The 23490-nt window shown below is 63.0% G+C and carries 25 protein-coding genes; 13 read left to right on the top strand and 12 right to left on the bottom strand.

What is annotated here, in order from left to right; translation table 11 throughout:
- Positions 1–115: 115 nt before the first annotated feature.
- On the bottom strand, positions 116–2287 hold the full coding sequence (locus BHMPCIPO_RS17825) for a malate synthase G (RefSeq protein WP_173518005.1): 2172 nt from the start codon (positions 2285–2287) through the stop codon (positions 116–118).
- A gap of 205 nt (positions 2288–2492) precedes the next feature.
- Positions 2493–4496, bottom strand: a complete 2004-nt coding sequence (locus BHMPCIPO_RS17820; RefSeq protein ID WP_173518004.1) for a hydantoinase/oxoprolinase N-terminal domain-containing protein — start codon at positions 4494–4496, stop codon at positions 2493–2495.
- Between the two features lie 146 nt (positions 4497–4642).
- Here BHMPCIPO_RS17820 and BHMPCIPO_RS17815 point away from each other — a divergent pair, with 146 nt between their 5' ends.
- A complete protein-coding gene (locus tag BHMPCIPO_RS17815; RefSeq protein ID WP_173518003.1) occupies positions 4643–5272 on the top strand; it encodes a hypothetical protein in 630 nt (209 codons plus the stop codon).
- Here BHMPCIPO_RS17815 and BHMPCIPO_RS17810 read toward each other — a convergent pair.
- The 5 genes from BHMPCIPO_RS17810 to hslV form a co-directional block, all read right to left on the bottom strand.
- Positions 5226–6620 (bottom strand): cytochrome P450, encoded by a 1395-nt coding sequence (locus tag BHMPCIPO_RS17810; RefSeq protein ID WP_173518002.1) that lies wholly within the window; start codon positions 6618–6620, stop codon positions 5226–5228. The genes BHMPCIPO_RS17815 and BHMPCIPO_RS17810 overlap by 47 nt on opposite strands.
- Positions 6621–6694: 74 nt before the next feature.
- Positions 6695–7639 carry a DUF1402 family protein gene (locus BHMPCIPO_RS17805; protein WP_173518001.1) on the bottom strand — a complete coding sequence of 315 codons (945 nt, stop codon included), beginning with the start codon at positions 7637–7639 and terminating at the stop codon, positions 6695–6697.
- Positions 7640–7833: 194 nt separating this feature from the next.
- Entirely contained in the window at positions 7834–9138 is a 1305-nt protein-coding gene (gene hslU / locus BHMPCIPO_RS17800; RefSeq protein WP_173518000.1) for an ATP-dependent protease ATPase subunit HslU, read from the bottom strand.
- Complete coding sequence (locus tag BHMPCIPO_RS17795; protein WP_173517999.1) at positions 9135–9656, bottom strand: GNAT family N-acetyltransferase; 522 nt, start codon at positions 9654–9656, stop codon at positions 9135–9137. The genes hslU and BHMPCIPO_RS17795 overlap by 4 nt, the downstream gene beginning before the upstream one ends.
- On the bottom strand, positions 9646–10203 hold the full coding sequence (gene hslV, locus BHMPCIPO_RS17790; RefSeq protein ID WP_173517998.1) for an ATP-dependent protease subunit HslV: 558 nt from the start codon (positions 10201–10203) through the stop codon (positions 9646–9648). The genes BHMPCIPO_RS17795 and hslV overlap by 11 nt, the downstream gene beginning before the upstream one ends.
- A gap of 293 nt (positions 10204–10496) precedes the next feature.
- Here hslV and hisB point away from each other — a divergent pair, with 293 nt between their 5' ends.
- The 7 genes from hisB to coaA are packed head-to-tail and all read left to right on the top strand — an operon-like array spanning position 10497 to position 15128.
- Complete coding sequence (gene hisB / locus BHMPCIPO_RS17785; protein ID WP_173517997.1) at positions 10497–11105, top strand: imidazoleglycerol-phosphate dehydratase HisB; 609 nt, start codon at positions 10497–10499, stop codon at positions 11103–11105.
- A gap of 24 nt (positions 11106–11129) precedes the next feature.
- Complete coding sequence (locus BHMPCIPO_RS17780; protein ID WP_173517996.1) at positions 11130–11600, top strand: DUF2628 domain-containing protein; 471 nt, start codon at positions 11130–11132, stop codon at positions 11598–11600.
- Positions 11600–12250, top strand: coding sequence for an imidazole glycerol phosphate synthase subunit HisH (hisH, locus tag BHMPCIPO_RS17775; RefSeq protein ID WP_173517995.1), 651 nt, complete (start codon positions 11600–11602; stop codon positions 12248–12250). The genes BHMPCIPO_RS17780 and hisH overlap by 1 nt, the downstream gene beginning before the upstream one ends.
- Before the next feature lie 28 nt (positions 12251–12278).
- Complete coding sequence (gene hisA, locus BHMPCIPO_RS17770; RefSeq protein ID WP_173517994.1) at positions 12279–13016, top strand: 1-(5-phosphoribosyl)-5-[(5-phosphoribosylamino)methylideneamino]imidazole-4-carboxamide isomerase; 738 nt, start codon at positions 12279–12281, stop codon at positions 13014–13016.
- A 4-nt stretch (positions 13017–13020) separates the two neighbouring features.
- The gene (gene hisF, locus BHMPCIPO_RS17765) at positions 13021–13797 is read left to right on the top strand and encodes an imidazole glycerol phosphate synthase subunit HisF (protein WP_173517993.1); all 777 of its coding nucleotides are present in this window, start codon (positions 13021–13023) and stop codon (positions 13795–13797) included.
- Positions 13798–13812: 15 nt separating this feature from the next.
- Entirely contained in the window at positions 13813–14136 is a 324-nt protein-coding gene (locus BHMPCIPO_RS17760) for a phosphoribosyl-ATP diphosphatase (RefSeq protein WP_173517992.1), read from the top strand.
- Positions 14133–15128 (top strand): type I pantothenate kinase, encoded by a 996-nt coding sequence (gene coaA, locus BHMPCIPO_RS17755; protein ID WP_173517991.1) that lies wholly within the window; start codon positions 14133–14135, stop codon positions 15126–15128. Before BHMPCIPO_RS17760 ends, coaA begins: the two co-directional genes overlap by 4 nt.
- Positions 15129–15203: 75 nt before the next feature.
- Here coaA and BHMPCIPO_RS17750 read toward each other — a convergent pair whose 3' ends face one another.
- From BHMPCIPO_RS17750 to BHMPCIPO_RS17730, 5 genes are all read right to left on the bottom strand, one after another.
- Complete coding sequence (locus BHMPCIPO_RS17750; protein ID WP_173517990.1) at positions 15204–15815, bottom strand: alpha-ketoglutarate-dependent dioxygenase AlkB; 612 nt, start codon at positions 15813–15815, stop codon at positions 15204–15206.
- A 188-nt stretch (positions 15816–16003) separates the two neighbouring features.
- Positions 16004–16375, bottom strand: coding sequence for a hypothetical protein (locus BHMPCIPO_RS17745; protein ID WP_312033047.1), 372 nt, complete (start codon positions 16373–16375; stop codon positions 16004–16006).
- Positions 16376–16377: 2 nt separating this feature from the next.
- A complete protein-coding gene (gene lysM / locus BHMPCIPO_RS17740; protein WP_173517988.1) occupies positions 16378–16851 on the bottom strand; it encodes a peptidoglycan-binding protein LysM in 474 nt (157 codons plus the stop codon).
- A gap of 78 nt (positions 16852–16929) precedes the next feature.
- Positions 16930–17364, bottom strand: coding sequence for an alternative ribosome rescue aminoacyl-tRNA hydrolase ArfB (gene arfB / locus BHMPCIPO_RS17735; RefSeq protein ID WP_173517987.1), 435 nt, complete (start codon positions 17362–17364; stop codon positions 16930–16932).
- A 115-nt stretch (positions 17365–17479) separates the two neighbouring features.
- The gene (locus BHMPCIPO_RS17730; RefSeq protein WP_173517986.1) at positions 17480–19090 is read right to left on the bottom strand and encodes a phosphoenolpyruvate carboxykinase; all 1611 of its coding nucleotides are present in this window, start codon (positions 19088–19090) and stop codon (positions 17480–17482) included.
- 324 nt (positions 19091–19414) lie between these two features.
- Here BHMPCIPO_RS17730 and chvI point away from each other — a divergent pair, with 324 nt between their 5' ends.
- From chvI to BHMPCIPO_RS17705, 5 genes are all read left to right on the top strand, one after another.
- Positions 19415–20140, top strand: coding sequence for a two-component system response regulator ChvI (gene chvI, locus BHMPCIPO_RS17725; protein WP_173517985.1), 726 nt, complete (start codon positions 19415–19417; stop codon positions 20138–20140).
- A gap of 205 nt (positions 20141–20345) precedes the next feature.
- A complete protein-coding gene (locus BHMPCIPO_RS17720) occupies positions 20346–22133 on the top strand; it encodes a sensor histidine kinase (protein ID WP_173517984.1) in 1788 nt (595 codons plus the stop codon).
- Positions 22130–22588, top strand: coding sequence for an HPr kinase/phosphorylase (locus BHMPCIPO_RS17715; protein WP_173517983.1), 459 nt, complete (start codon positions 22130–22132; stop codon positions 22586–22588). Before BHMPCIPO_RS17720 ends, BHMPCIPO_RS17715 begins: the two co-directional genes overlap by 4 nt.
- A 156-nt stretch (positions 22589–22744) precedes the next feature.
- On the top strand, positions 22745–23146 hold the full coding sequence (locus BHMPCIPO_RS17710) for a PTS sugar transporter subunit IIA (protein WP_173517982.1): 402 nt from the start codon (positions 22745–22747) through the stop codon (positions 23144–23146).
- Positions 23146–23436 carry an HPr family phosphocarrier protein gene (locus BHMPCIPO_RS17705; RefSeq protein WP_043624332.1) on the top strand — a complete coding sequence of 97 codons (291 nt, stop codon included), beginning with the start codon at positions 23146–23148 and terminating at the stop codon, positions 23434–23436. Before BHMPCIPO_RS17710 ends, BHMPCIPO_RS17705 begins: the two co-directional genes overlap by 1 nt.
- Positions 23437–23490 lie beyond the last annotated feature (54 nt).

Raw genomic sequence — 23490 nt, 5'->3', positions numbered from 1 at the left:
GGCGGAGACGACTAGACGAGGCGTATATCTAAGCCGGGACCGCGCATGAAAAAACAGAGCCGTGCGTCCGGACGAACACACGGCTCTGCATCGATATTGAGACGTCAGCGGCCAATCAGGCGGCGTTGCGCGCCTTCAGCTCCAGCCGGCGGCGATGCAGGACCGGTTCGGTGTAGCCGTTCGGCTGCTCGCGCCCCTTGAGAACGAGGTCGAGCGCCGCCTGGAAGGCGATCGAGCCGTCGAAGTTGCCAGCCATCGCCACATATTGCGGGTCGTCGGCATTCTGACCATCGACGACGGCGGCCATGCGCTTCATCGTATCGACGACCTGGCCCTCGGTGACGACGCCATGATGCAGCCAGTTGGCCATGTGCTGGGCGGAAATACGTAACGTCGCGCGGTCTTCCATCAGGCCGACATTGTTGATGTCGGGAACCTTCGAGCAGCCGACGCCCTGGTCGACCCAGCGCACGACATAACCGAGGATGCCTTGAGCGTTGTTGTCGAGTTCGCGCTGGATTTCCTCCGGCGTCCAGTTCGGCCGGGTCGCGACCGGCACCGACAGGATGTCGGAGAGCTTGGCGCGGCTCCGGTTCTTCAGGCCTGCCTGAACTTCGGCGACATTGACGCGGTGGTAGTGGGTCGCGTGCAGTGTCGCGGCGGTCGGCGACGGAACCCAGGCGGTATTGGCGCCGGCCCTCGGGTGGGCGATCTTCTGCTCGAGCATCGCCGCCATCAGGTCAGGCATGGCCCACATGCCCTTGCCGATCTGGGCATGGCCGGAGAGGCCGCATTCCAGGCCGATATCGACGTTCCAGTTTTCGTAAGCCGCGATCCAGGCGGCCTGCTTCATGTCGCCCTTGCGGATCATCGGGCCTGCTTCCATCGAGGTGTGGATCTCGTCGCCGGTGCGGTCGAGGAAGCCGGTATTGATGAAGACGACGCGCTCACGGGCGGCGCGGATGCATTCCTTGAGGTTGACCGTCGTGCGGCGCTCCTCGTCCATGATGCCCATCTTCATGGTGTTGGCGGGCATGCCGAGCGCTTTTTCGACGCGCGCGAAGATCTCGCAGGCGAAGGCGACTTCTTCCGGCCCATGCATCTTCGGCTTGACGACATACATGGACCCTTCGCGGGAGTTCATGCCCCGGCCGTCCTGACCGATATCATGCAGGGCGATCAGGGCCGTGACCATGGCATCCATGATGCCCTCGGGTACTTCCTTGCCGTCACGATCAAGGATAGCCGGATTCGTCATGAGGTGGCCGACATTGCGGACCAGCATCAGCGAGCGGCCGGGGAGCGACAGCGTACCGCCGCTTGCTGCCTCATAGGTGCGGTCGGCGTTGAGGCGGCGGATGAAGGTCTTGCCGCCCTTGGCAACTTCCTCCTCGAGGTCGCCCTTCATGAGGCCGAGCCAATTGCGGTAGACGACGACCTTGTCTTCGGCGTCAACGGCGGCGATCGAGTCTTCGCAGTCCATGATCGTGGTGATCGCCGATTCGAGAATGACATCGGAGATGCCGGCCGGATCCTCCTTTCCGATCGGCGTGGAGGTGTCGATAACGACGATCGCATGCAGATTGTTGTGCCGGAGAACGATCTCCGACCGCGCGCCTTCCGAACCGGAATGACCCGCGAACTGTGCCGCATTGCGCAGCACCGTGTTCGAGCCGTCCTTGAGCCCGATCGTCAGCGCGCCGCCCGCAACCTTGAGCGAGCTGACGTCGGCCCAGTTTCCCTTTGCCAGCGGTGCGCTGGCATCGAGGAAATCGCGCGCCCAGGCGATGACCTTGGCGCCGCGCTTGGGATTGTAGCCGCGGCCCTTTTCCGCGCCATCGGCGTCCGAAATCGCGTCCGTGCCGTAAAGCGCATCATAGAGCGAGCCCCAGCGCGCATTGGCGGCATTGAGCGCATAGCGCGCGTTCATGACGGGAACGACGAGCTGCGGGCCGGCGATCGTCGCGATCTCCGGATCGACATTGGCGGTCGAAACGCTGAAATCGCCGCCTTCCGGCAGCAGATAGCCGATATCTCGAAGGAAGGCCTGATAGGTTTCGATGTCGCTGGGTGCGCCGTTCTGCTTGTACCAGGCATCGAGCTTGGCCTGGAGATCGTCGCGCTTGGCGAGCAGCGCCCGGTTCGTCGGCGCCAGGTCGTGCACGAGGGCGGAGAACTGCTCGAAGAAGTGCTCGGCATCGATGCCGGTGCCCGGCATCGCCTCTTCCACCAGAAAGCGATGGAGACCCGCATCTATCTTCAACCCAAACTTCTCAATGCGGTCCATCTGCCAGCTCCTTGAAATAGACGAGAGGAGCGCTACCGCTCCCAAGGGATGCGATGAACGCCCCGACATGTGTTGATCTTGCGCCTGAAGCCGATCGCGGACCAGCCCATACGCAATGCGCGCGTGAAACGGCGGCAGTTTCTCACCAATTCATTCCCTGTCAATTCTGCAAGGATGCGAAGAATTGTTTCCGGAATGGAAAAGATCAGCCGTGGGCGATGCGGGGTCGGCCGCTGGCGGACGCAATGAACCGGGCCTCGATCAGCTTGCGGCTGCCCTCGACTTCCGGTGCGTCGATTTCCTCGCGCAGCAGCGATGCGGGATCGTCCGCTCCATTGGTGCGCGCCGTTTCCAGCGCCACCGCCTCGGCCCGCCGACGGGCGACATCGAAGGCCTGTTCCTGATCGATAAAGCGTTCGCTGGTCCCGGCGCCGTTGACGACGAAGATGCCTTCCTCCGGCATCGTCACAAAGACCGTGACCGTAGCGCTGACCTGGCCGACCACGGCACCAACGGCATTGGCGACGCCGGCCTCCTCGGGAATGGCGGCTTCCGTCCCGAGCATCTTAGCGATATCAGGGTAATAGACCGGCGCCGAAGCACCGAGGCCGACGAGCGGACGGTCGAGACCGAGCGAGAAGCGCACGATGCCCGGCGTGCGGGTGAGCGCGCGGTCGACGGCCTGCGAGACGGCGGGATCGATGGCACCGGCGCCATCTTCGCCAAGGCAGGCCTGCAGGATGACTTCGGAGGATTGCCGCGTCAGGCGGTCGACGATCATCTGCGCCATCGCTTCCGGCGAGGACGCGATCGGTTGGCCGGAGCCGTCGCGGGTGCGCGCCGCAAGCTGAATGCCAAGCTCCGCCGCCTCGAGGTTCCATTGCGATTGCCTGCCAAGCACATGCATGGCGTCCGACGGCGTAAGACCACAGATATGGACGAGGCCACGCCCCACCAGGCGATCGAGCGTTGCCTTCTGCGGGGTCGAAACCAGCAGCGTCTCCAGCGCAACGGGTACGGCGCCGATTCGCTCGTAAAGTGCCTGCTCCTGCGGCTGCAGGCCGCTCGCGAGATAGTCCGGCAGACCGGTGCGGACTGCAAATCGGCCATTGTGGCGCCCGCTGTGCTGGGCGCGCATCTGTTTTTCGAGCACCGAGATGACAGCATCGCCATGCAGGGCGGCCGCCAGGCTGAGCGGCATCAGCCGGCGCGGGCCGAGGTCGATCTTCGCCTTCAGGCCGCGGTCGTTGATGCGCACTTCCGAATCGCCGCCGAGGCCATAGGTTCGCATCGCCACCGCCTCGACCATGGTGCGGAAGCCGCCGACGACGGCGCCTTCGGCGTCAAGCCGAGGCCGACCGCCTTCGAGAACCGCGACGTCGGTCGTCGTGCCGCCGATATCGGAAACCACGGCGTTGTCGAGGCCGGTCAGGTGCCTTGCGCCGACGAGGCTCGCCGCCGGGCCGGAAAGGATCGTCTCGATCGGGCGCAGGCGCGCTTCTTCCGCCGAGATCAGGGCGCCGTCACCGCGCACCACCATCATTGGCACGTCGATGCCGCGCGCCTTCAGGAAACCTTCGCAGGAGCCGATTAGCCGGTCGATCATCGACACCAGCCGGGCATTGAGCAGCGTCGTTAAGGCGCGGCGCGGGCCCCCGAGCTTCGAGGACAGTTCATGGCTGCAGGTTACCGGCAGATGCGAGACTTCGCGAATACGGTCGCGGACGCGCTTTTCGTGATCCGGATTCCGGACGGCGAAATAGCCGGCAATGGCGAAGGAAGAAACCTGTCCCGCGAGCACCGGCAGGGCAGCGTCGAGCTCGCTCATGTCGAGCGGGGTTTCGCCGCCGTGCACATTGTGCCCTCCGGGCAGGAAGATCACCGGATCGGAGCCGAGCGCCTCCAGCAAACCGTCGCGCTTCAGATCGTCAGGGCCGAAGCCGATCATCACCAAGCCGGCGCGACCGCCCTGCCCTTCGACGAGCGCATTGGTGGCAAGAGTCGTCGACAGCGAGACCATGCTGATCGCCGAAACCGGCACTTTCGCCTGATCGAGTACCGCCTCGACCGCGCCGGAAATACCGACCGCGAGGTCATGGCGCGTCGTCAATGCCTTGGCCTTGGCGACGACCCCTTGCGTTTCCGAGAAGAGAGCGGCGTCGGTATAGGTGCCGCCGGTGTCGATGCCGAGAAGAAAATGAGAGGTCAATTGGCGCAGTCCGGAATTCGCGCGGGGCGCAAGGCCCCGGGTTCAATGGGGATCGATGCGGTGATATGACATATTTCAAGAGAAAACCATCGTGCCGCGGACATCGATGATCAACTGGGCGACACGGATCAAAAGATCGGGACACCATGTTCGAAAGCCGCCGTCCGTCTGTTCTCGTCCGGCTCCTGTCGGTCGCCTTCATCTGGCTTCCGCTGAACCTCGCCCAGGCGCAAGACGCGGAGGAAGAAGAATACAAGCCGCAACTTCCCGACGTCGCGATCTACAAGGCGATGCTCGACGCCAACAAGCAGACCGGGTGCGTGCAGTTCCGCAACTATGATGACCGGCAGCTTATCTATTTCACCGCATTGCAGACGATGCATTGCCGGCTATCGGAAATCCGCTATTCGATCAATTCGGACGCGCTCGACCGGCGTTTCCCGCTGGCGAAGTGCAATCCGCAGATCCCCTTCAACCTGCCGGCCGACGAGACGGCGGAGTATGTCTATATCTCGTTGCCGGCGGACACCGCAAAGTCGCTGACGATCCAGGCGGTCTGGGATGATGGCGCTGGAAGCGAGATCGTCGTCTACAAGCCGTGCGACAATGTCGGCGACGCCACCTGCGCCCAGATCAAGACGATCAAGAAGCCGTCGAAACAACTGCAGCAACCGAAACCGGCCGATTCGCCGGTGCGCTCGGTCCAGTCGCCGATCCCGGGCAAGACCTTCAGCGAGCCGACACCCTCATCGGCAACCCGCCCCGCGGTTGAGTAGTGAGCCGCTGCACCGGCCAGGGTTTCGTCTCCTCGGTCGGGTCGAAGCGATAGCGGTGCATCAGCACTGCGAGCGCGATCACTGCCTCCTGCAGGGCGAAGGTGGCGCCGATGCAGACGCGCGGGCCGGCGCCGAAGGGCAGATATTGGTAACGATGAAGCTTCTCACGGTTTTCCGGCAGGAAACGCTCGGGCATGAAGGCGCGGGGCTTGTCCCAGTAGAGCACGTGGCGGTGCAAGGTCCAGGGCATGATCAGCACCGCGATGCCCTTGCGTATGCGCACCCGCTCGCCTGTCGGAGAGGTCCACTCGTCTTCCTCGATCGCAGCGCGGTTGATCGACGGCGCCGGCGGATAGAGTCGCATCGCCTCCTCGAAGGCGGCAAGCACATGCGGCATCAGGCCGAGCCATTCGACCGGCTCGGCCCCGCTCGCGATCGCGGCATCGATTTCGGCCTCCATCGTCTCGCGATAGGCGGGCGTGTTGGCGATGCAATAGAGCGTCCAAGCGAGCGCGCGGGCGGTCGTCTCGTGCCCGGCGCCGATGAAGGTCAGGATATTGTCCTCGATCTCGGAGGTCGAAAGGCCCTGGCTGCCCTCGATCTCCAGAAGCAGGGTCAGAAAATCCTTCGGCGTGCCTTCGGGGTCCTCCACCATCTTGCGGCGCCGAAGCGCCATGGTCTCGGATACGATCGAGCGGAAGCGGTTCATCACCCGCTTGCCGCCGATCCGCGTCGGGCGTGGCACCCATTCCGGCGCCAGCAGGATATCCATCGGATCGACGCGCCCCATACGGTGCAGGAGTTCCTCGACGCTCTGGACAAACCCGTCCCGCTCGACGGCGACCTCCCCCGAGAACAGCGTCTCGGCGAGGATGTCGAAAGTGAGCTCCGTCATGTCATTGGCGATGTTGGTCATGAACGGGGCCGCCTTGGCGCCGGCGTAACGCTCAGCGAAATCCTCGGATCTGCGCAACATCTGGCCGGCGAAGCCCTTGGCATGGCGCGGCGTAAACACCGGCGCCATGGCCTTGCGCGAACGCTTCCAGACCTCACCCTCGGCCGTCAACAGGCCATCGCGCAGGATGGGTCTCAGGATCAGCCGGCGAACCTTCGACATCTCGTAGTTGCCGACATTGTCGACGAGGATGTGGCGGATGAGGCCGGGATCGTTGACGATCAGCGTGCGCTGGGTGACGAACTTCGTCTCGATCCAGGGCAAGGTGTAGGACGGCTCGCCCCACAGTTCGAGTGGATTGCGTAGGACTGTCCTGATGATCTTCAGATAGGAAGGGATGCCCACTCGAGGAACGGGAGCCGGCGGTTCGAAGGGCTCCGGACGCATGTCCATGGTGATTGCCTTTCTCGATTGCGCCAATGATTTCAGGTTTTTACGGCGCAATCAAGGAAAGTGCTTCACGTGAATCACAGCAGCTTTTCGAGCTCCGCAAGCTTGTCGTTGACGAGCCAGCCGTAATAGTTTTCCTCTGGCCATTGCGCCTGGCCGCTCTGGATCTTGGCGGCGAGGGCCGCAGCGCGGCCGTCAGGATCACCAACATTGTAGAGCGTCGCGGTGATGCCGGGATTGTCGGAAATATCGAGGCCGGCGATCGACTTGTAGGCGTCGATCGAATGGCGGATCGAGGCCGCCATATAGGCGAGCGAGACGTCCGGATCCATGATCGCCTCATAGACGCCGGCGGCATTGTTCTCGTCGAGACGGTCGTAGCCAGAGGTCTTCGCGACCATGTCGGTCAGCATCAGCGCCGTCAGCGGGTTGATCTGGCCGAGCCCGAAGGTCTGGCCGGCGAAGAACGGCTGGAAGAAAACGGCGCTGAAGCGGTTGTTCGGGAAGGATTTGGCGCCGACCGACTTGCCGCGGAAGTCATTGTCCCAGACGCGCTCGCGGCAGCTCCAGAGCGCATAGGCGCCCTTCTTGGCGCCGCATTCGGCAAATTGCGGGCGGGTTACGAATTCCGCGACCGTTTCGCCGTCATAGCCGAACTGGAAGCTGTTGCCGGCGTAAGCGGCCGCCTTGACGTAATAGGACTGCAGCCGGTCATAGGCATCGACATTATAGGTGTGCTCGCCGACGATGGCGCCAACCATGTGGATCGGCGCGATGCCATAGGCGCGCGAGACGGACTTGATCTTGCTGATCAGCTGCTTGTCGGTCGCCAAGAGATCGCGGACTTTCTCGAACTTGGCGTCGAAGGAGGTGCGGCCGGCCTTGGTGCGGCGCACGGAAGCGCCGGGAATACCGGGCTGCTCGACGTTGCGGTTGCCCGGCGGAACGGCGGTCGCCGCGATTGACTGGCTTGCGGTCAGGCAAAACGTGGCAATAGCGAGCATGCAGGCGGCAAAACGCACGATCTCTTCTTCCTGTGAATGGTGGAGGCGGCCTCGGTCGGCGGCGCGGCTCCTACGCCAAGATCATGTCGGAAAAATGCCCGGACCACGATCAATTCCCGCGTCCGTGTTAGAAAATATGCAGGCGCCTGTCGAGAGACAGGCGCCTGCATATTCAGGGTTGCGGGCGTTTGCCCGCGCCTTCGACCGAAATGTCACAGGATGTAGCGCGACAGATCGGTGTTGGCGGCGAGATCGCCGACATGCTTGCGCACATACTCGGCGTCGATCGTCACTTCCTGGCCGCCGCGATCGGGCGCATTGAACGAAATCTCGTCCAGCACGCGCTCCATCACCGTCTGCAATCGGCGGGCGCCGATGTTCTCGACTGTGGCGTTCAACTGCACGGCCACGTCGGCGAGCGCGTCGATCGCGTCGTCGGTGAAGTCTAGCTTGACCTCTTCCGTGTCCAGGAGCGCCTTGTACTGGCGGATGAGGCTGGCTTCCGTTTCCGTCAGGATGCGGCGGAAGTCTTCCTTGGTCAGTGCACGAAGCTCGACGCGGATCGGCAGGCGGCCCTGCAATTCCGGCAGGAGATCCGAGGGCTTGGCCACGTGGAAGGCGCCGGAGGCGATGAAGAGGATGTGGTCGGTCTTGACCGGCCCGTACTTCGTCGCAACCGTCGTGCCTTCGACGAGCGGCAGCAAGTCCCGTTGCACGCCTTCGCGTGACACGCCCGCCCCCATGCCGCCTTCCCGCGAGGCGATCTTATCGATCTCGTCCAGGAAGACGATGCCATCGTCTTCGACCGCCTTCACTGCCTCGCGCTGGATCTGCTCATTGTCGAGCAACTTGTCGGATTCGTCATTGATCAGCAGGTCATAGGATGCCTTGACCGTCGTCTTGACCTTTTTCGTGCGCCCGCCGAGTGCCTTGCCGAACATTTCCGAGAGATTCAGCACGCCGATATTGGCGCCCGGCATGCCCGGGATTTCGAAACCGCCAGGCGTACCGGTGTCGGCGAGGTCGACCTCGATCTCCTTGTCGTCGAGCTCGTTGGCGCGCAGCTTCTTGCGGAAGGAATCGCGCGTCGCCGGCGACGCGGTTGCGCCGACCAGCGCGTCGAGCACGCGCTCTTCGGCGTTCTGATGGGCCTTGGCCTTGACTTCGGCGCGGCGCTTCTCGCGCACGAGACCGATGCCGACCTCGACGAGGTCACGCACGATCTGCTCGACGTCGCGACCGACATAGCCGACCTCGGTGAACTTGGTCGCCTCGACCTTGACGAAGGGCGCGCCGGCGAGTTTGGCCAGGCGCCTTGAAATCTCGGTCTTGCCGACGCCGGTCGGGCCGATCATCAGGATGTTCTTCGGCATCACCTCGTCGCGCAGTTCGTCGCCGAGCTGCTGGCGGCGCCAGCGGTTGCGAAGCGCGATGGCCACGGCGCGCTTGGCATCCTTCTGGCCGATGATGTAGCGATCGAGCTCGGACACGATCTCTCTGGGTGAAAACGTACTCATCTAGTCCTCTCAAACTCGGTCCGTGTCAGCTCCATCAGGAGCGTGCGACCGGACGCATCTATCCATTCTGCGTAGGGCACGAAGCCGGCCTTGGTGTAGGCACTGACGGCTCTGCGGTTGCCTGCATCGGGGTCGATCACGATTCGCGAAGCGCCAGCGGCAAAGAGCCTTCCGGCGAAGGCTTTCAGGACGAGCGACGCGACGCCCCTGCCCGTCATCTCCGGCGGGCCAATGAAGATGTCGACGCCGGGCACATCAGCCGGCAGATCCCTTGCCCAGGGCTCCTCGTCATATTGCGAGGGGGTCCAGGACTGGATGTAACCGGCCGGCTTGTCGGCCAGGTGGAAGATGAAGCCTTCCACTTCTCCGGTCGCACAGCCTTCGCGGATCAGCTCCACTTCCTTGTCCGGGTCGCCCCACCATTGCCGCACATGCGGTTCGCTCAGCCAGGCATGCAGCATCGAGAGGTGACCATCGGCCACCGGCACGAAGCTGACATGCGGCCGGTCATTCGGCATCCAGCGTCTCCACCACGATATTGTGGTTGGTATAGACGCAGATGTCACCGGCGATCTGCAGCGCCCGCCGGGCGATGTCCTCGGCCGACTTGTCGCTGTCCATCAGGGCGCGCGCCGCAGCCAAGGCGTAGTTGCCGCCGGAACCGATGGCGATCGTGCCATGCTCGGGTTCGAGAACGTCACCGTTGCCGGTGATCGCCAACGTTATCGACCTGTCGGCAACCAGCATCATCGCTTCGAGGTTGCGCAGATACTTGTTGGTGCGCCAGTCCTTGGCAAGCTCGACGGCCGCGCGCATGAGCTGGTCCGGATATTGCTCAAGTTTGGCCTCGAGCCTTTCCAGAAGCGTGAAGGCATCGGCGGTCGCGCCGGCAAAGCCGGCAATGACGTCGCCCTTGGAGAGGCGCCGCACCTTGCGGGCATTGCCCTTCATCACGGTCTGGCCGAGGCTCACCTGGCCGTCACCGGCCATCACCACCTTGCCATCCTTGCGTACCGTGATGATGGTCGTCGCATGCATCGTTCCGTAGGGATTGTGTTCACTCATGAAGATACCTGTCAGCCCCTGATACTTAGGGCGTTTACTTGGGGGCGTTGCGGCTCGTGACACGAGCCTGGTTGCTTGAGGCCTATGTAAGTACGGCAGACACATTTGCAAATGGCAACTGCCCGCAGGCACAATCCTCATTCGGGGCCCGGTGTCGGATGACTCGAATCGAGCGCTCAAGTTCTGGATATTTGGGCATTTGCCTGATAAGGAGCGGCCAGATCGCAAGCGAGCGCGAGACGAGGAGACCGCACGGACTTTCCTCATCGCACTGGCGCATACAGGAGAGCCCGATGGCAGAAGCCACGTCCAGCCGCACCGCACAGGTTTCGCGAAAGACCAACGAAACCGCGGTATCCGTATCGGTCAACGTCGACGGCACCGGAATCGCCAAGATTTCGACCGGCGTCGGCTTCTTCGACCATATGCTGGACCAGCTCGCCCGCCATTCCCTCATCGACATGGAGATCAAGACGGATGGCGACCTGCATGTCGACGACCACCATACGGTCGAAGATACCGGCATCGCCATCGGCCAGGCCATTGCCAAGGCGCTCGGAGACCGGCGCGGCATCACCCGCTACGCCTCGCTCGACCTCGCCATGGACGAGACGATGACGCGCGCGGCGGTCGACGTTTCCGGCCGGCCGTTCCTCGTCTGGAACGTGACCTTTACCTCGCCGAAGATCGGCACCTTCGACACGGAACTCGTGCGCGAATTCTTCCAGGCGCTCGCCCAGCACGCCGGGATTACGCTGCATATTCAGAACATGTACGGCGCCAACAACCATCATATCGCCGAGACCTGCTTCAAGTCCGTCGCCCGCGTGCTTCGCACCGCAACCGAAATCGACCCGCGCCAGGCCGGCCGCGTTCCCTCAACCAAGGGGACCCTTGCCTAAGCGGCCAGTCACTGGCTGAGATCCATGGCTTCTTACATGATCCTGACCCCACCGGGTGCGCACGCAGACGATGAGCGTGCGCGCTTTGTTGCCGATGGCTTCTCCTGGACGGCCTTTCTCTTCCCGGCGCTCTGGCTTCTCGCCAAGCGGCAATGGGTAATCGGAATCGCAGTTGCCATTCTGCAAATTTCGTTAATCTCGCTCTCGAGTGTCGCAGGCGGTTTCCTCGCATCGGTGCTGGTACAGTTCGCTCTGCGGCTGCTCGTCGCGCTCGAAGGACCGGTTCTGGTGGCGCGCAGCCTGACGGCCCGCGACTGGACGCTGCGTTCGATCGTTCCGGCACCCAATCTGGCGGCGGCCGAAGAGATCTACTTCACGAGCGTGGCTTCGAGCGAGACGAAGCCGACCCCACCCTCCCCGGCCGACTGGACCGCGCGCAAGCCCTCGAACGGCGGTCCCGGTCTCGGCCTTTTTGATTCCTACGGAGAACGCTGATGCGCGTCGCCATCATCGATTACGGCTCGGGCAACCTGCGCTCGGCCACCAAAGCCTTCGAACGAGCCGCTCGCGAAGCCGGCATTTCGGCCGAGATCGACCTTACCGACAGGCCGGAACGGGTGGCGAGCGCCGACCGCGTCGTGCTTCCGGGTGTCGGCGCCTATGCCGATTGCCGCCGCGGCCTTGCCGCAGTCGACGGCATGGAGCAGGCGCTGACTGAAGCGGTGGAGCAGGCGGGGCGGCCGTTCCTCGGCATCTGCGTCGGCATGCAGCTGATGTCCTCGCGCGGGCTCGAAAAGACCATCACCCATGGCTTCGGCTGGATCCCGGGCGACGTCGTCGAAATGACGCCTTCCGACGCGTCGCTGAAGATCCCGCAGATCGGCTGGAACACGCTGAAGCTCAAGCGCGAACATCCGCTGTTTGACGGCATCCGGGTTGGCGAAACCGGTCTGCATGCCTATTTCGTGCATTCGTACCACCTGGCGGCCGAGAACGCCGAGGACGTGGTGGCCGAGGCGGATTACGGCGGTCCGGTCACGGCCTTCGTCGCCAACGGCAACAAGGCCGGCTCGCAGTTCCACCCGGAAAAGAGCCAGGCACTCGGCCTTGCCCTCATCTCGAATTTCCTGCGCTGGAAGCCCTGAGCTTTCGCACGACTGATTGGACAGACCCATGATCCTTTTTCCCGCGATCGACCTGAAAGACGGGCAATGCGTGCGCCTGAAGCTCGGCGACATGGACCAGGCGACGGTTTACAACCCCGATCCGGCGGCCCAGGCCCTTGCCTTTGAAGAACAAGGCTTCGAATGGCTGCACGTGGTGGACCTGAACGGCGCCTTTGCCGGCGAGACGGTCAACGGCGCGGCCGTCGACGCCATCCTCAAGGCGACCAAGAACCCTGTGCAGCTCGGCGGCGGCATCCGCACGCTCGAGCATATCGAAAACTGGCTCACGCGCGGGCTCGCCCGCGTCATCCTCGGCACGGTCGCCGTGCGCGATCCGGCGCTCGTCATCGAGGCCTGCCACAAATTCCCCGGCAAGGTCGCCGTCGGCATCGACGCCAAGGGCGGCAAGGTCGCCGTCGAGGGCTGGGCGGAGGCCTCCGAGCTCGGCGTCATCGAGCTTGCGAAGAAATTCGAGGGCGCCGGCGTCTCCGCAATCATCTATACCGACATCGACCGCGACGGCATCCTGACCGGCATCAACTGGGCCTCGACCTTGGAACTCGCGGACGCGGTCTCCATTCCGGTGATCGCTTCCGGCGGCCTCGCCTCGATGGACGACATCCGCCGCATGGTCGCACCGGACGCACGCAAGCTCGAAGGTGCCATTTCCGGCCGCGCGCTCTATGACGGCCGCATCGACCCGCAGGAGGCGCTGGACCTGATCCGCGCCGCGAGAAAGGCGTGAAACCATGACCCTCAAAGCCCGTGTCATTCCCTGCCTCGACGTCAAGGACGGCCGTGTGGTCAAGGGCGTCAACTTCGTCGACCTGATCGACGCCGGCGATCCGGTGGAAGCGGCACGCGCTTATGACGCCGCCGGCGCCGACGAGCTCTGCTTCCTCGACATCACGGCCTCCTCGGACAATCGCGAGACGATCTTCGACGTGGTCGCCCGCACGGCCGAGCAGTGCTTCATGCCGCTGACTGTCGGTGGCGGCGTGCGCCAGGTGGCCGATATCCGCAAGCTGCTGCTCGCCGGCGCCGACAAGGTGTCGATCAACACCGCCGCCGTGAAGAACCCGGAGTTCGTCGCGGAAGCGGCCGACAAGTTCGGCAACCAGTGCATCGTCGTTGCGATCGACGCCAAGAAGGTATCGAAGGACGGCGAAGCGGACCGCTGGGAAATCTTCACCCATGGCGGACGGCAGCCGACCGGCATCGACGCGATCGAGTTTGCCCGCCGCGTCGTCGACCTCGGCGCTGGCGAGATCCTGTTGACCTCGATGGATCGCGACGGCACGAAAAGTGGCTACGACATCGCGCTCACCCGCGCGGTCGCCGACGCCATTCGTGCACCGGTCATCGCGTCCGGCGGCGTCGGGACGCTCGACCACATGGTCGCTGGCATCCGCGACGGCCACGCAACCGCCGTGCTCGCCGCCTCCATCTTCCACTTCGGCACCTATAGCATTGGCGAAACCAAGCGCTATATGGCGGAGCATGGCATCGCCATGCGCCTCGACTGAGCTTCAGGATCCTCCATGGCTGATTTCACACTTTCCGATCTCGAGGCCATCGTCGCGACACGCGCGAAGGCAGCGCCGGACGAATCCTGGACGGCAAAACTGGTGGCGAGCGGCCAGCCGAAGGCGGCCAAGAAACTCGGGGAAGAGGCGGTCGAGACGGTGATCGCGGCCGTCGGCAACGACCGCGCGAATCTCGTCGCCGAGAGCGCCGATCTGCTCTATCATCTGATGGTCGTATTGAACATCGCCGACATTCCGTTACAGGATGTGCTGAACGAACTTGCGCGGCGAACGAAACAATCCGGCCTGCAGGAAAAGGCAAATCGGCAGAATCCATGACGATAGCGGCGAAAGACATCGAAGCGGCCGACTTGCCGGACAATCCGCAGAAGCGAGACTATTCGCCCTATCATTTCTTCACCGCCGAGGAATGGTCGCGCTTTCGCGCCGACACGCCGCTGACGCTGACTGCCGACGAAGTGCAGCGGCTGCGCTCGCTGAACGACCCGGTCGACCTCCGCGAGGTCCGGCAGATCTATCTGTCGCTGTCGCGCCTGCTTTCCACCCATGTGGAATCGTCGCAGATGCTCTTCGAGCAGCGCAAGCGCTTCCTCAGCATGTCGGACGAAACCAAGACGCCCTTCGTCATCGGCATCGCCGGGTCGGTTGCCGTTGGCAAGTCGACCACGGCGCGTATCCTCGCGCAGCTCCTGTCGCGCTGGCCGTCGAGCCCGAAGGTCGATCTGGTGACGACCGACGGCTTCCTCTATCCGAATGCCGTGCTTCAGCGCGAAAACATGATGGATCGCAAAGGCTTTCCGGAGAGCTACGACGTCGGGGCGCTGCTGCGCTTCCTGTCGGCGATCAAGGCGGGACAACCCAACGTCAAGGCGCCCAGCTATTCGCACCTGACCTATGACGTGCTGCCGGATCAGTTCACGGTCATCGACCGTCCGGATATCCTGATCTTCGAAGGCATCAACGTCCTGCAGTCACGCAACCTTCCGGCCGACGGCAAGATCGTGCCGATGGTCTCGGATTTCTTCGACTTCTCGATCTACATCGATGCCGAGGAAAGCCTGATCCATAGCTGGTACGTCAACCGCTTCATGCGGCTGCGCGAAACGGCCTTCAAGAACCCGGAATCCTACTTCCATCGCTACGCCACGATCAGCGAGGATGCCGCCCGCGCGATTGCCGAGGGCCTGTGGCACAACATCAACCTGAAGAACCTGCACCAGAACATCCTGCCGACGCGCCCGCGCGCCGACCTGATCCTGCAGAAGGGTCCGAACCACCTGACGGAAAAGGTGGCTCTCAGGAAGCTGTAGGTCATCATTACGCAATTCCGAATGGAAAACCGCTACGCGCTTTTCCTGGACTTTCTCCGAGCGTTCGACCGGCGGTCAGGGATTGACGCGGCGAAGCGTCAGATTGACCCGGCCGCCATGCTTCAGGAGCGTCGACGTGTTCGGGTAGATCCGGTCGACGCCATGGAAGGCAAGCCGGCCTTCCCCGCCCAGCACGACGACGTCGCCGCTTTCGAGCCGGAAAGACATGGTCTGGCCGCCGCGCGTGTTGCCGCCGACGCGAAAGAGGCAGCTATCGCCGAGCGAGATCGATACGACGGCCGTTTCGAGGTCGCGCTCGTCGCGGTCCTGGTGCAGACCCATGCGGGCCTCCTCGGAATAGAAGTTCACCAGGCAGGCCTCCGGCGTCTTGTTGCTGGCGGAAACCGCATTCCAGATTTCGAGCAGCACATCCGGCATCGCCGGCCAGGGGTGGCCGGTCACCGGATGCTGAGCCTGGTAGCGATAGCCGCGATCGCGATCCGTGACCCAGCCGAGCGAACCGCAATTGGTCATGCGCACCGACATGGGTTTGCCCGTTTTCGGCATTTCCGGCACGAACAATGGCGCTTCGGCCACGACGAGGCGGATCGCCTCGACAAGCTGCTCCTGCCGGGTTCGGTCGAGAAAGCCCGGAATGTGTCTGACCCCTTTCGGGAGCACCTGCATGGGTGACAGTCCTCTTATTCGAGGCCGAGAAGCGCTGCCGGTTCGCCATAGCGAAGCCGCCAGCCGGCATAAGCGACATCCGTCGGCCCGACGACGTGGTCGATCAGGTTCCAACGGCCGTTCTGGAAGCTGACCAGAGCGGGATAAGGAAAAGTGTGCGCGGTTTTCCGCCCGTATCCCGCTCTAACTTAAAAGAACCGATCACGTTTATGATTTGGGTCGCTCCGACCCAAATCATCGTGATCTTGTGCGAACACCGTCCGACCATCCATCATCTCGGCCTCGTCGCGCAACCCGGTTTGCGCAAGATCGATCGCGCCGCCGCCGGGAAGCTGCGACTCCACCTGCATGAAGGCCCAGTTGGGCGAGGCGCGCATCGTCGTGACGACGAATTCGACAGGGCCACGCATCTCCGCCTCGACCGCCGGGCGGATCGCGTCGAGGATCGCGGCACGTTCGGCATTACCCTTGGCGGGCTCACGGAAGGGCTGCGCCAGTGAAGCGCCGGCAAGCCAGAGGCTCGCCAGCGCGGCGATTGACAGAGAGCGCCCGACCGACACGCTCAAGCGGCGTCCAGATCCGGAATGCGCAGAACCTGGCCGGGGTAGATCTTGTCCGGATGCGTCAGCATCGGCTTGTTGGCTTCGAAGATGGCCGTGTGCTTCGCACCCTTGCCCTTGCCGTATTGCGCTTCGGCGATCTTCCAGAGGTTGTCGCCCTTCTTGACGGTATAGAAAACCGGCTCCTTGGCCGGAGCAGGCTCAGCGCCGGCATCAGCGACCTTGAGCTCGGACGCCTCGACCGCCGAGACACCGAGCGTGTTGCCGACGGCAACGACGGCCTTTTCGAAGACGCTCTGGTCCCTCACGACACCTTTCAGCACGACCTTGTCACCGGCCACTTCGACCTGCACGTCCTTGGTGCCGAGATCGTGGGATGCAAGCTCCTTCTGAACGCTTTCGGCATCCGGAGCGTCATCGTCGCCGCCGATGCCGAGCTTCTTGCCCGCGTTCTTGATAAAGCTGAAAAGACCCATGAAATATCTCCTTTTGCCAAAACACTGCCGATAAGAGAGGGCGCCGCCTGCCAAAGGCAAGGAGCGGCAAAAAAGAAATCAGTCTCCGGCCGGCCGCCCCCGAAGCTTCTTGATCTCACCGCGCCCGGACTTCTCCTTGAGGCGCCGCTCGACGGAGCCACGGGTCGGTTTCGTCTTCTTGCGCGGCGGCGGTGGCGGCTCCGCGGCTTTGAGAATCAGTTCCTTCAGCCGCTCGCGCGCATCCTCGCGGTTGCGCTCCTGGCTGCGAAAACGGCTGGCCTCGATCATCAGCACGCCCTCTTTCGAGGCGCGGCGACCGGCGATCTTCAGCGCGTTGGCCTTGATGCGATCGGAGAGAGCCGGCGAGGCCAACACGTTGAAGAAAAGCTGCACGGCCGTCGACACCTTGTTGACGTTCTGTCCGCCCGGCCCGCCGGCCAGCACGAATTGCTCCGTCAGCTCCCAGCCGGCAATCACGATGTTGTCGTTTATGTAGAGCGGGTCGCTGGCCATGGTTCACCTCGCCCCGATCTATGGCACAGAGCGAACCTCTTGAAAATATTCACCGCGAAAACGAAAAACCCGGCCGTGGGCGGCCGGGTTTCACGTGAATCATAGCCGACGATATTTATTCGGCGGCGATTTTCGTGCCGGGAGCTGCGTCGCGAACGCTGCCATCCACATGGCTCTCGAACTTGGCGAAGTTCGCGATGAACATGTCGACGAGACGGCGTGCCTGCGCATCGTAGGCTGCACCGTCGGCCCAGGTCGAGCGCGGATCGAGAATGCCGTCTTCGACACCGGGGACCGAGACGGGAACGGCGAAGCCGAAGTTGGCGTCGGTGCGGAATTCGGCAGCGTTCAGCGAGCCGTCGAGGGCGGCGGCGAGCAGAGCGCGCGTCACCTTGATCGGCATGCGGCTGCCGGTGCCGTAGGCGCCGCCGGTCCAACCGGTATTGACCAGCCAGCAGGTGACGCCGTTCTTGGCGATCAGGTCCTTCAGGAGGTTACCGTATTCCGACGGATGACGCGGCATGAACGGCGCGCCGAAGCAGGTCGAGAACGTGGCTTCCGGCTCGGTGACACCTTTTTCCGTGCCGGCGACCTTGGCGGTGTAGCCGGAGAGGAAGTGATACATCGCCTGTTCCGGCGTCAGCTTGGCGATCGGCGGCATCACGCCGAAGGCGTCGGCCGTCAGCATGATGATCGTGCGCGGCTGCGGCGCGGTGCCGGTGGCGCTGGCGTTCGGGATATAGTCGAGCGGATAGGCGATGCGGGTGTTTTCCGTCAGCGAGCCATCGTCGAAGTCCGGAACGCGGCGCTCATCGAGCACGACGTTTTCCATCACCGTGCCGAAGCGGCGGGTCGTCGCGTAGATTTCCGGCTCGGCAGCTTCCGACAGACGGATCGCCTTGGCGTAGCAGCCGCCTTCGAAGTTGAACACGCCCTGTTCGCCCCAGCCGTGCTCGTCGTCGCCAATCAGCGTGCGGGTCGGGTCGGCCGAAAGCGTCGTCTTGCCGGTGCCGGAGAGGCCGAAAAAGATTGCCGTGTCACCGGCCGAGCCGACATTGGCCGAGCAGTGCATCGGCATGACGCCCTTCTTGGGCAGCAGGTAGTTGAGAACGGTGAAGACCGACTTTTTCATTTCACCGGCATAGGAGGTGCCGCCGATGAGGATCAGGCCGTTGGTGAAGTCGCAGGCAATGACGGTCTCCGTGCGGCAACCGTGGCGCTCCGGATCAGCCTTGAAGCTCGGCAGATCGATGATCGTCAGCTTCGGCAGGAAGGAGGCGAGCGCCTCGCGGGCCGGACGGATCAAGAGATTGCGGATGAACAGCGAGTGCCAGGCATATTCGGTGACGACGCGGGTCGGAAGGGCGTTGGCGGCATCGGCGCCACCGACGAGGTCCTGCACATAGAGCGACATGCCCTTGGCGTGATCGAGCATGTCCTGGCGCAGCAGGGCAAAATGCTCGGGAGACATCGGCTTGTTGTTGTCCCACCAGATCTGATCGTCGGTGTTCGCATCGCGAACGACGAACTTGTCCTTCGGCGAGCGGCCGGTGTGCTGCCCGGTACGGGCGACGAGGGCGCCGTGTGCCGTCAGCTCAGCCTCGCCGCGGCGAAGAGCTTCCTCATAAAGCTCTGCGGCTTCGAGGTTGTACCGAACCTTTCCCAGGTCGATAAAGCCGAGTTTTTCCAAGCCGTTCGCGAGATTGCGAGTGCCGAGTTGCTCCATGGTCAACCTTCCTTCGTGTTTGGCCATTGGCGTTGAATTTCGCCGGACCATACTTGCATGCTCGCTCAAAAACAAGGCGGCGTCAAAAAAAGAATAATGATTTCAGTATATTAATCGATTTAAAGAAAATTATCGTTTTTTTAATCGGTTGAATTCGACCTGCCAAACACCGATCTGACAGGGCCTATCCTATCGTCACGACAGGTGCTTTTTGCGCTTCGCCACAATTTGTTCCACCTTTATACTCACTAACGCACCCGTAACTCGCGAATGCCGGAGTTTTCGGGGACGAGACCGGCACCTCAAAAGACGGAGTTGAACACGATGCAGACCATCGCGCTTGTCGATGATGACCGGAATATTCTGACGTCCGTATCCATCGCCCTCGAGGCAGAGGGCTACAAGGTCGAGACCTATACCGACGGTGCTTCCGCGCTGGAGGGCCTGCTCGCCCGGCCGCCACAACTTGCGATCTTCGACATCAAGATGCCACGCATGGACGGCATGGAGCTGCTGCGCCGCCTGAGGCAGAAGTCCGACCTGCCGGTGATCTTCCTGACCTCGAAGGACGAAGAAATCGATGAACTCTTCGGTCTGAAGATGGGTGCCGACGACTTCATTACCAAGCCGTTCTCGCAGCGCCTGCTGGTTGAACGCGTCAAGGCGATCCTGCGTCGCGCCGCTAACCGCGAGGCCGCGGCCGGCAACTCGACGACCACCGTCAAGGCATCCGACACGCCGTCGCGCTCGCTCGAGCGCGGTCAGTTGGTGATGGACCAGGAGCGCCACACCTGCACATGGAAAAGCGAGCCGGTCACGCTGACGGTGACGGAGTTCCTCATCCTGCATTCGCTTGCCCAGCGCCCGGGCGTGGTGAAGAGCCGCGATGCACTGATGGACGCGGCCTATGACGAGCAGGTCTATGTCGACGACCGCACCATCGACAGCCACATCAAGCGGCTGCGCAAGAAGTTCAAGATGGTCGACAACGACTTTGATATGATCGAGACGCTTTACGGTGTCGGTTACCGTTTTCGGGAGACCGCCTGAGCCACGGGGCTTGCCATCGCTCCCAGAGTGGCGCATTCAAGGCGGCGCTGTGGGAGCATGGCCGACGGCCTCCTTTGAAGCTCGCAGCGATCTCCGCCGTCTTTGGACCGGACCATGGAAGACAGCGACGACGCGACTGGCTCCGGCTGGCAGCGACGTCGTCATCGAACGAACGTGAAGGACAGTCCGCGCGGGAGCGGGACATTTGGTAGAAGTCTTGCAAGGCGACATCGAAGACAGTGACGGGCGTGCGCAGGCACAGAACGGCCAACGCCGCTGGGCACATCCCTTCACGCTGATTCGTCGGCTGTTCGGCAACGCCGTCTTCTCGAGCCTCACCCGCCGCATCGTCTTCTTCAACCTCGTGGCACTCGTCGTCCTCGTCGGCGGCATCATGTATCTCAACCAGTTCCGCGAGGGACTGATCGACGCACGTGTAGAAAGCCTGCTGACCCAGGGTGAAATCATCGCCGGGGCGATCTCGGCCTCGGCCTCGGTCGACACCAACTCGATCACCATCGATCCCGAAAAGCTGCTGGAACTGCAGGCGGGCCAGAGCATTACGCCGCTTCCGAGCGACGAGGATCTCGACTTCCCGATCATCCAGGAACGCGTAGCGCCGGTTCTGCGCCGCCTGATCTCGCCGACGCGCACCCGCGCGCGCCTGTTCGATGCCGATGCCGATCTGCTGCTCGATTCCCGACATCTCTACAGCGGCGGCCAAGTGCTGCGCTTCGACCTGCCGCCGATCGAACCGGAATCGACTGGCATCGGCGAAAAACTCAACAGCTGGCTGAACAAGCTGCTGCAGCCGGGCAATCTGCCGCTCTACAAGGAGCCGCCGGGTGGCAACGGCTCGATCTATCCTGAGGTCACCAACGCGCTGACCGGCGTGCGCGGCTATGTCGAGCGCGTGACCGAGAAGGGCGAACTCATCGTGTCGGTGGCCGTTCCCGTCCAGCGTTTCCGCGCCGTGCTCGGCGTGCTGCTCTTGTCGACGCAGGCCGGCGACATCGACAAGATCGTCCAGGCGGAGCGCCTGGCCATCATCCGCGTCTTCGGCGTCGCTGCCCTCGTCAACATCATCCTGTCGCTGCTTCTGTCCTCGACGATCGCAAACCCGCTCCGGCGCCTGGCGGCGGCGGCCGTGCGCGTGCGCCGCGGCGGGGCCAAGGAGCGCGAGGAAATCCCCGATTTCTCCTCGCGCCAGGACGAGATCGGCAACCTTTCCGTCGCGCTCCGCGAGATGACGACCGCGCTCTACGATCGGATCGCGGCGATCGAGAATTTCGCGGCCGACGTCAGCCACGAGCTGAAGAACCCCCTCACCTCGCTGCGCAGCGCCGTCGAAACCCTGCCGCTGGCGCGCACCGACGAATCGAAAAAGCGCTTGATGGACGTCATCCAGCATGACGTCCGCCGCCTCGATCGCCTGATCAGCGACATTTCGGACGCCTCGCGGCTCGACGCCGAACTCGCCCGCAGCGATGCCAAGATCATCGACCTCGAAAAACTTCTGGGCGACCTCGTGGACATTTCCCGTCAGGTCCGCAGCAAGAAAAAGACGGTGCTGCTCGACTTCGTGATCGACCGCAAGGACAGCCCGAAGGCCCGCTTCGCCGTCAGCGGCTATGAGCTGCGCATCGGCCAGATCATCACCAACCTGATCGAGAACGCCCGGTCCTTCGTTCCCGAAGACGGCGGGCGGATCGTCGTGGGCCTCACACGGTCGCGATCGCGCTGCCTCGTCTATGTCGAGGACAACGGCCCCGGCATCCAGGCGGAAGACATCGATCGCATCTTCGAGCGCTTCTACACCGACCGGCCCGAAGGCGAGGATTTCGGCCAGAACTCCGGCCTCGGCCTGTCGATCTCCAGGCAGATCGCCGAAGCACATGGCGGTACGCTGAAGGCGGAAAACATCGTCGCGCAGGATGGCCACGTCAGTGGCGCGCGCTTCATCCTGTCGCTTCCCGCCGAGCCGCACGCGTGACGGCCGCCCGCGCCAATGTCCACGGCACTGCCATCGTGCTCGGGACGCGCGGCTTCCTGATCACGGGCCCGTCCGGCATCGGCAAATCCAGGCTGGCGCTTGCGTGCATCACGGCCGCCCAACAGGCCGGCCACTTTGCGGCTCTCGTTGCCGACGATCGGGTGGATCTGAGGCTGGAACACGACAGGATCGTCGCACGCTGTCCGCCTTCCATTCACGGCCTGATCGAAATCCGTGGCGCCGGTATCGGCAAGATCGAAACCGTGCCTGCCGCGGTGATGGACTGGGCCCTGCTGCCGGTCAGTGCGCCTTTCGACCCGCGCCTGGCTCCGGAAGACGAGAGGCTGCCCTTGCCATTCGGGCGAGCGCTGCCGATTGTTCGCGTTCCCGTTGAAGAGGGGGCGCAGACTCTCGATATTCTGCGCATGCTGATCGCCGAAAAATTGGGTTTCTAGCTCGATTTACGGTCAGCGCGGCTGGTTTTTCGGCATTTTTGGCTTGCACTTCCCCTTTTCCTTGCCAAGATGGCCGCCCCAACAGGTGGACGAAATTGCTGCATTGCGATATCTGGCCATCAGTGAATTGCGTGTGCAGTTGGAGCGAAGATACCCATGATCGGACTTGTGCTTGTCACCCATGGCAAGCTGGCTGAGGAATTTCGACTTGCGCTCGAGCATGTCGTCGGTCCGCAAAAAGCTATAGAGACCGTCTGCATCGGCCCCGAGGACGACATGGACCAGCGTCGACAGGATATCCTCGATGCGGTTACCACTGTCGACGAAGGCAACGGCGTCATCATCCTGACCGACATGTTCGGCGGAACCCCCTCCAACCTCGCCATCTCGGTGATGCGCAGCGGTACGGTCGAAGTGATTGCCGGCGTCAACCTGCCGATGCTGATCAAGCTCGCCGGCGTACGCGGCGAGAGCGACATGGACAAGGCGCTGGTCGAAGCGTCGGAAGCCGGACGGAAATACATCAACGTCGCCAGCCGCGTCCTGAGTGGTAAGTAATGGATCATCGCCCCGACATGTCGCTGACGCGCGAACTGCTGATCATCAACAAGCGAGGCCTGCATGCGCGGGCATCGGCGAAGTTCGTGCAGACGGTCGAGGCCTATGACGCCGAGATCACCGTGTCGAAGGACGGCATGACGGTCGGCGGAACGTCGATCATGGGATTGATGATGCTGGCTGCCAGTACCGGCTGCAGTGTGTGCGTGACCGCGAGCGGCGCGCAGGCCGAAGAGGCGTTGAACGCGCTCGACGCGCTGGTTGCCGACAAGTTCGGCGAAGAGATCTGACTGACAATATAAAGATATAAAGACTTCTTTATATCGATATTGCCCTCTCCCCTG

Origin of the sequence: Ensifer sesbaniae (genome assembly GCF_013283665.1) — a bacterium.
GTDB lineage: Bacteria > Pseudomonadota > Alphaproteobacteria > Rhizobiales > Rhizobiaceae > Ensifer > Ensifer sesbaniae.
This window is presented reverse-complemented; position numbering and strand designations above follow the sequence as displayed.

Excerpts from the sequence above, each read along its gene's own strand:
- BHMPCIPO_RS17705 (WP_043624332.1), top strand. The coding sequence starts at position 23,146 with ATGGATCATCGCCCCGACATGTCGCTGACGCGCGAACTGCTGATCATC.
- BHMPCIPO_RS17780 (WP_173517996.1), top strand. The coding sequence starts at position 11,130 with ATGGCTTCTTACATGATCCTGACCCCACCGGGTGCGCACGCAGACGAT.
- BHMPCIPO_RS17710 (WP_173517982.1), top strand. The coding sequence starts at position 22,745 with ATGATCGGACTTGTGCTTGTCACCCATGGCAAGCTGGCTGAGGAATTT.
- hisA (WP_173517994.1), top strand. The coding sequence starts at position 12,279 with ATGATCCTTTTTCCCGCGATCGACCTGAAAGACGGGCAATGCGTGCGC.
- BHMPCIPO_RS17760 (WP_173517992.1), top strand. The coding sequence starts at position 13,813 with ATGGCTGATTTCACACTTTCCGATCTCGAGGCCATCGTCGCGACACGC.
- BHMPCIPO_RS17795 (WP_173517999.1), bottom strand. The coding sequence starts at position 9,656 with ATGCCGAATGACCGGCCGCATGTCAGCTTCGTGCCGGTGGCCGATGGT.
- BHMPCIPO_RS17815 (WP_173518003.1), top strand. The coding sequence starts at position 4,643 with ATGTTCGAAAGCCGCCGTCCGTCTGTTCTCGTCCGGCTCCTGTCGGTC.
- hslV (WP_173517998.1), bottom strand. The coding sequence starts at position 10,203 with ATGAGTGAACACAATCCCTACGGAACGATGCATGCGACGACCATCATC.
- hslU (WP_173518000.1), bottom strand. The coding sequence starts at position 9,138 with ATGAGTACGTTTTCACCCAGAGAGATCGTGTCCGAGCTCGATCGCTAC.
- arfB (WP_173517987.1), bottom strand. The coding sequence starts at position 17,364 with ATGGCCAGCGACCCGCTCTACATAAACGACAACATCGTGATTGCCGGC.
- BHMPCIPO_RS17810 (WP_173518002.1), bottom strand. The coding sequence starts at position 6,620 with ATGGACATGCGTCCGGAGCCCTTCGAACCGCCGGCTCCCGTTCCTCGA.
- BHMPCIPO_RS17730 (WP_173517986.1), bottom strand. The coding sequence starts at position 19,090 with ATGGAGCAACTCGGCACTCGCAATCTCGCGAACGGCTTGGAAAAACTC.
- hisH (WP_173517995.1), top strand. The coding sequence starts at position 11,600 with ATGCGCGTCGCCATCATCGATTACGGCTCGGGCAACCTGCGCTCGGCC.
- lysM (WP_173517988.1), bottom strand. The coding sequence starts at position 16,851 with ATGGGTCTTTTCAGCTTTATCAAGAACGCGGGCAAGAAGCTCGGCATC.
- chvI (WP_173517985.1), top strand. The coding sequence starts at position 19,415 with ATGCAGACCATCGCGCTTGTCGATGATGACCGGAATATTCTGACGTCC.
- hisF (WP_173517993.1), top strand. The coding sequence starts at position 13,021 with ATGACCCTCAAAGCCCGTGTCATTCCCTGCCTCGACGTCAAGGACGGC.
- BHMPCIPO_RS17825 (WP_173518005.1), bottom strand. The coding sequence starts at position 2,287 with ATGGACCGCATTGAGAAGTTTGGGTTGAAGATAGATGCGGGTCTCCAT.
- hisB (WP_173517997.1), top strand. The coding sequence starts at position 10,497 with ATGGCAGAAGCCACGTCCAGCCGCACCGCACAGGTTTCGCGAAAGACC.
- BHMPCIPO_RS17750 (WP_173517990.1), bottom strand. The coding sequence starts at position 15,815 with ATGCAGGTGCTCCCGAAAGGGGTCAGACACATTCCGGGCTTTCTCGAC.
- coaA (WP_173517991.1), top strand. The coding sequence starts at position 14,133 with ATGACGATAGCGGCGAAAGACATCGAAGCGGCCGACTTGCCGGACAAT.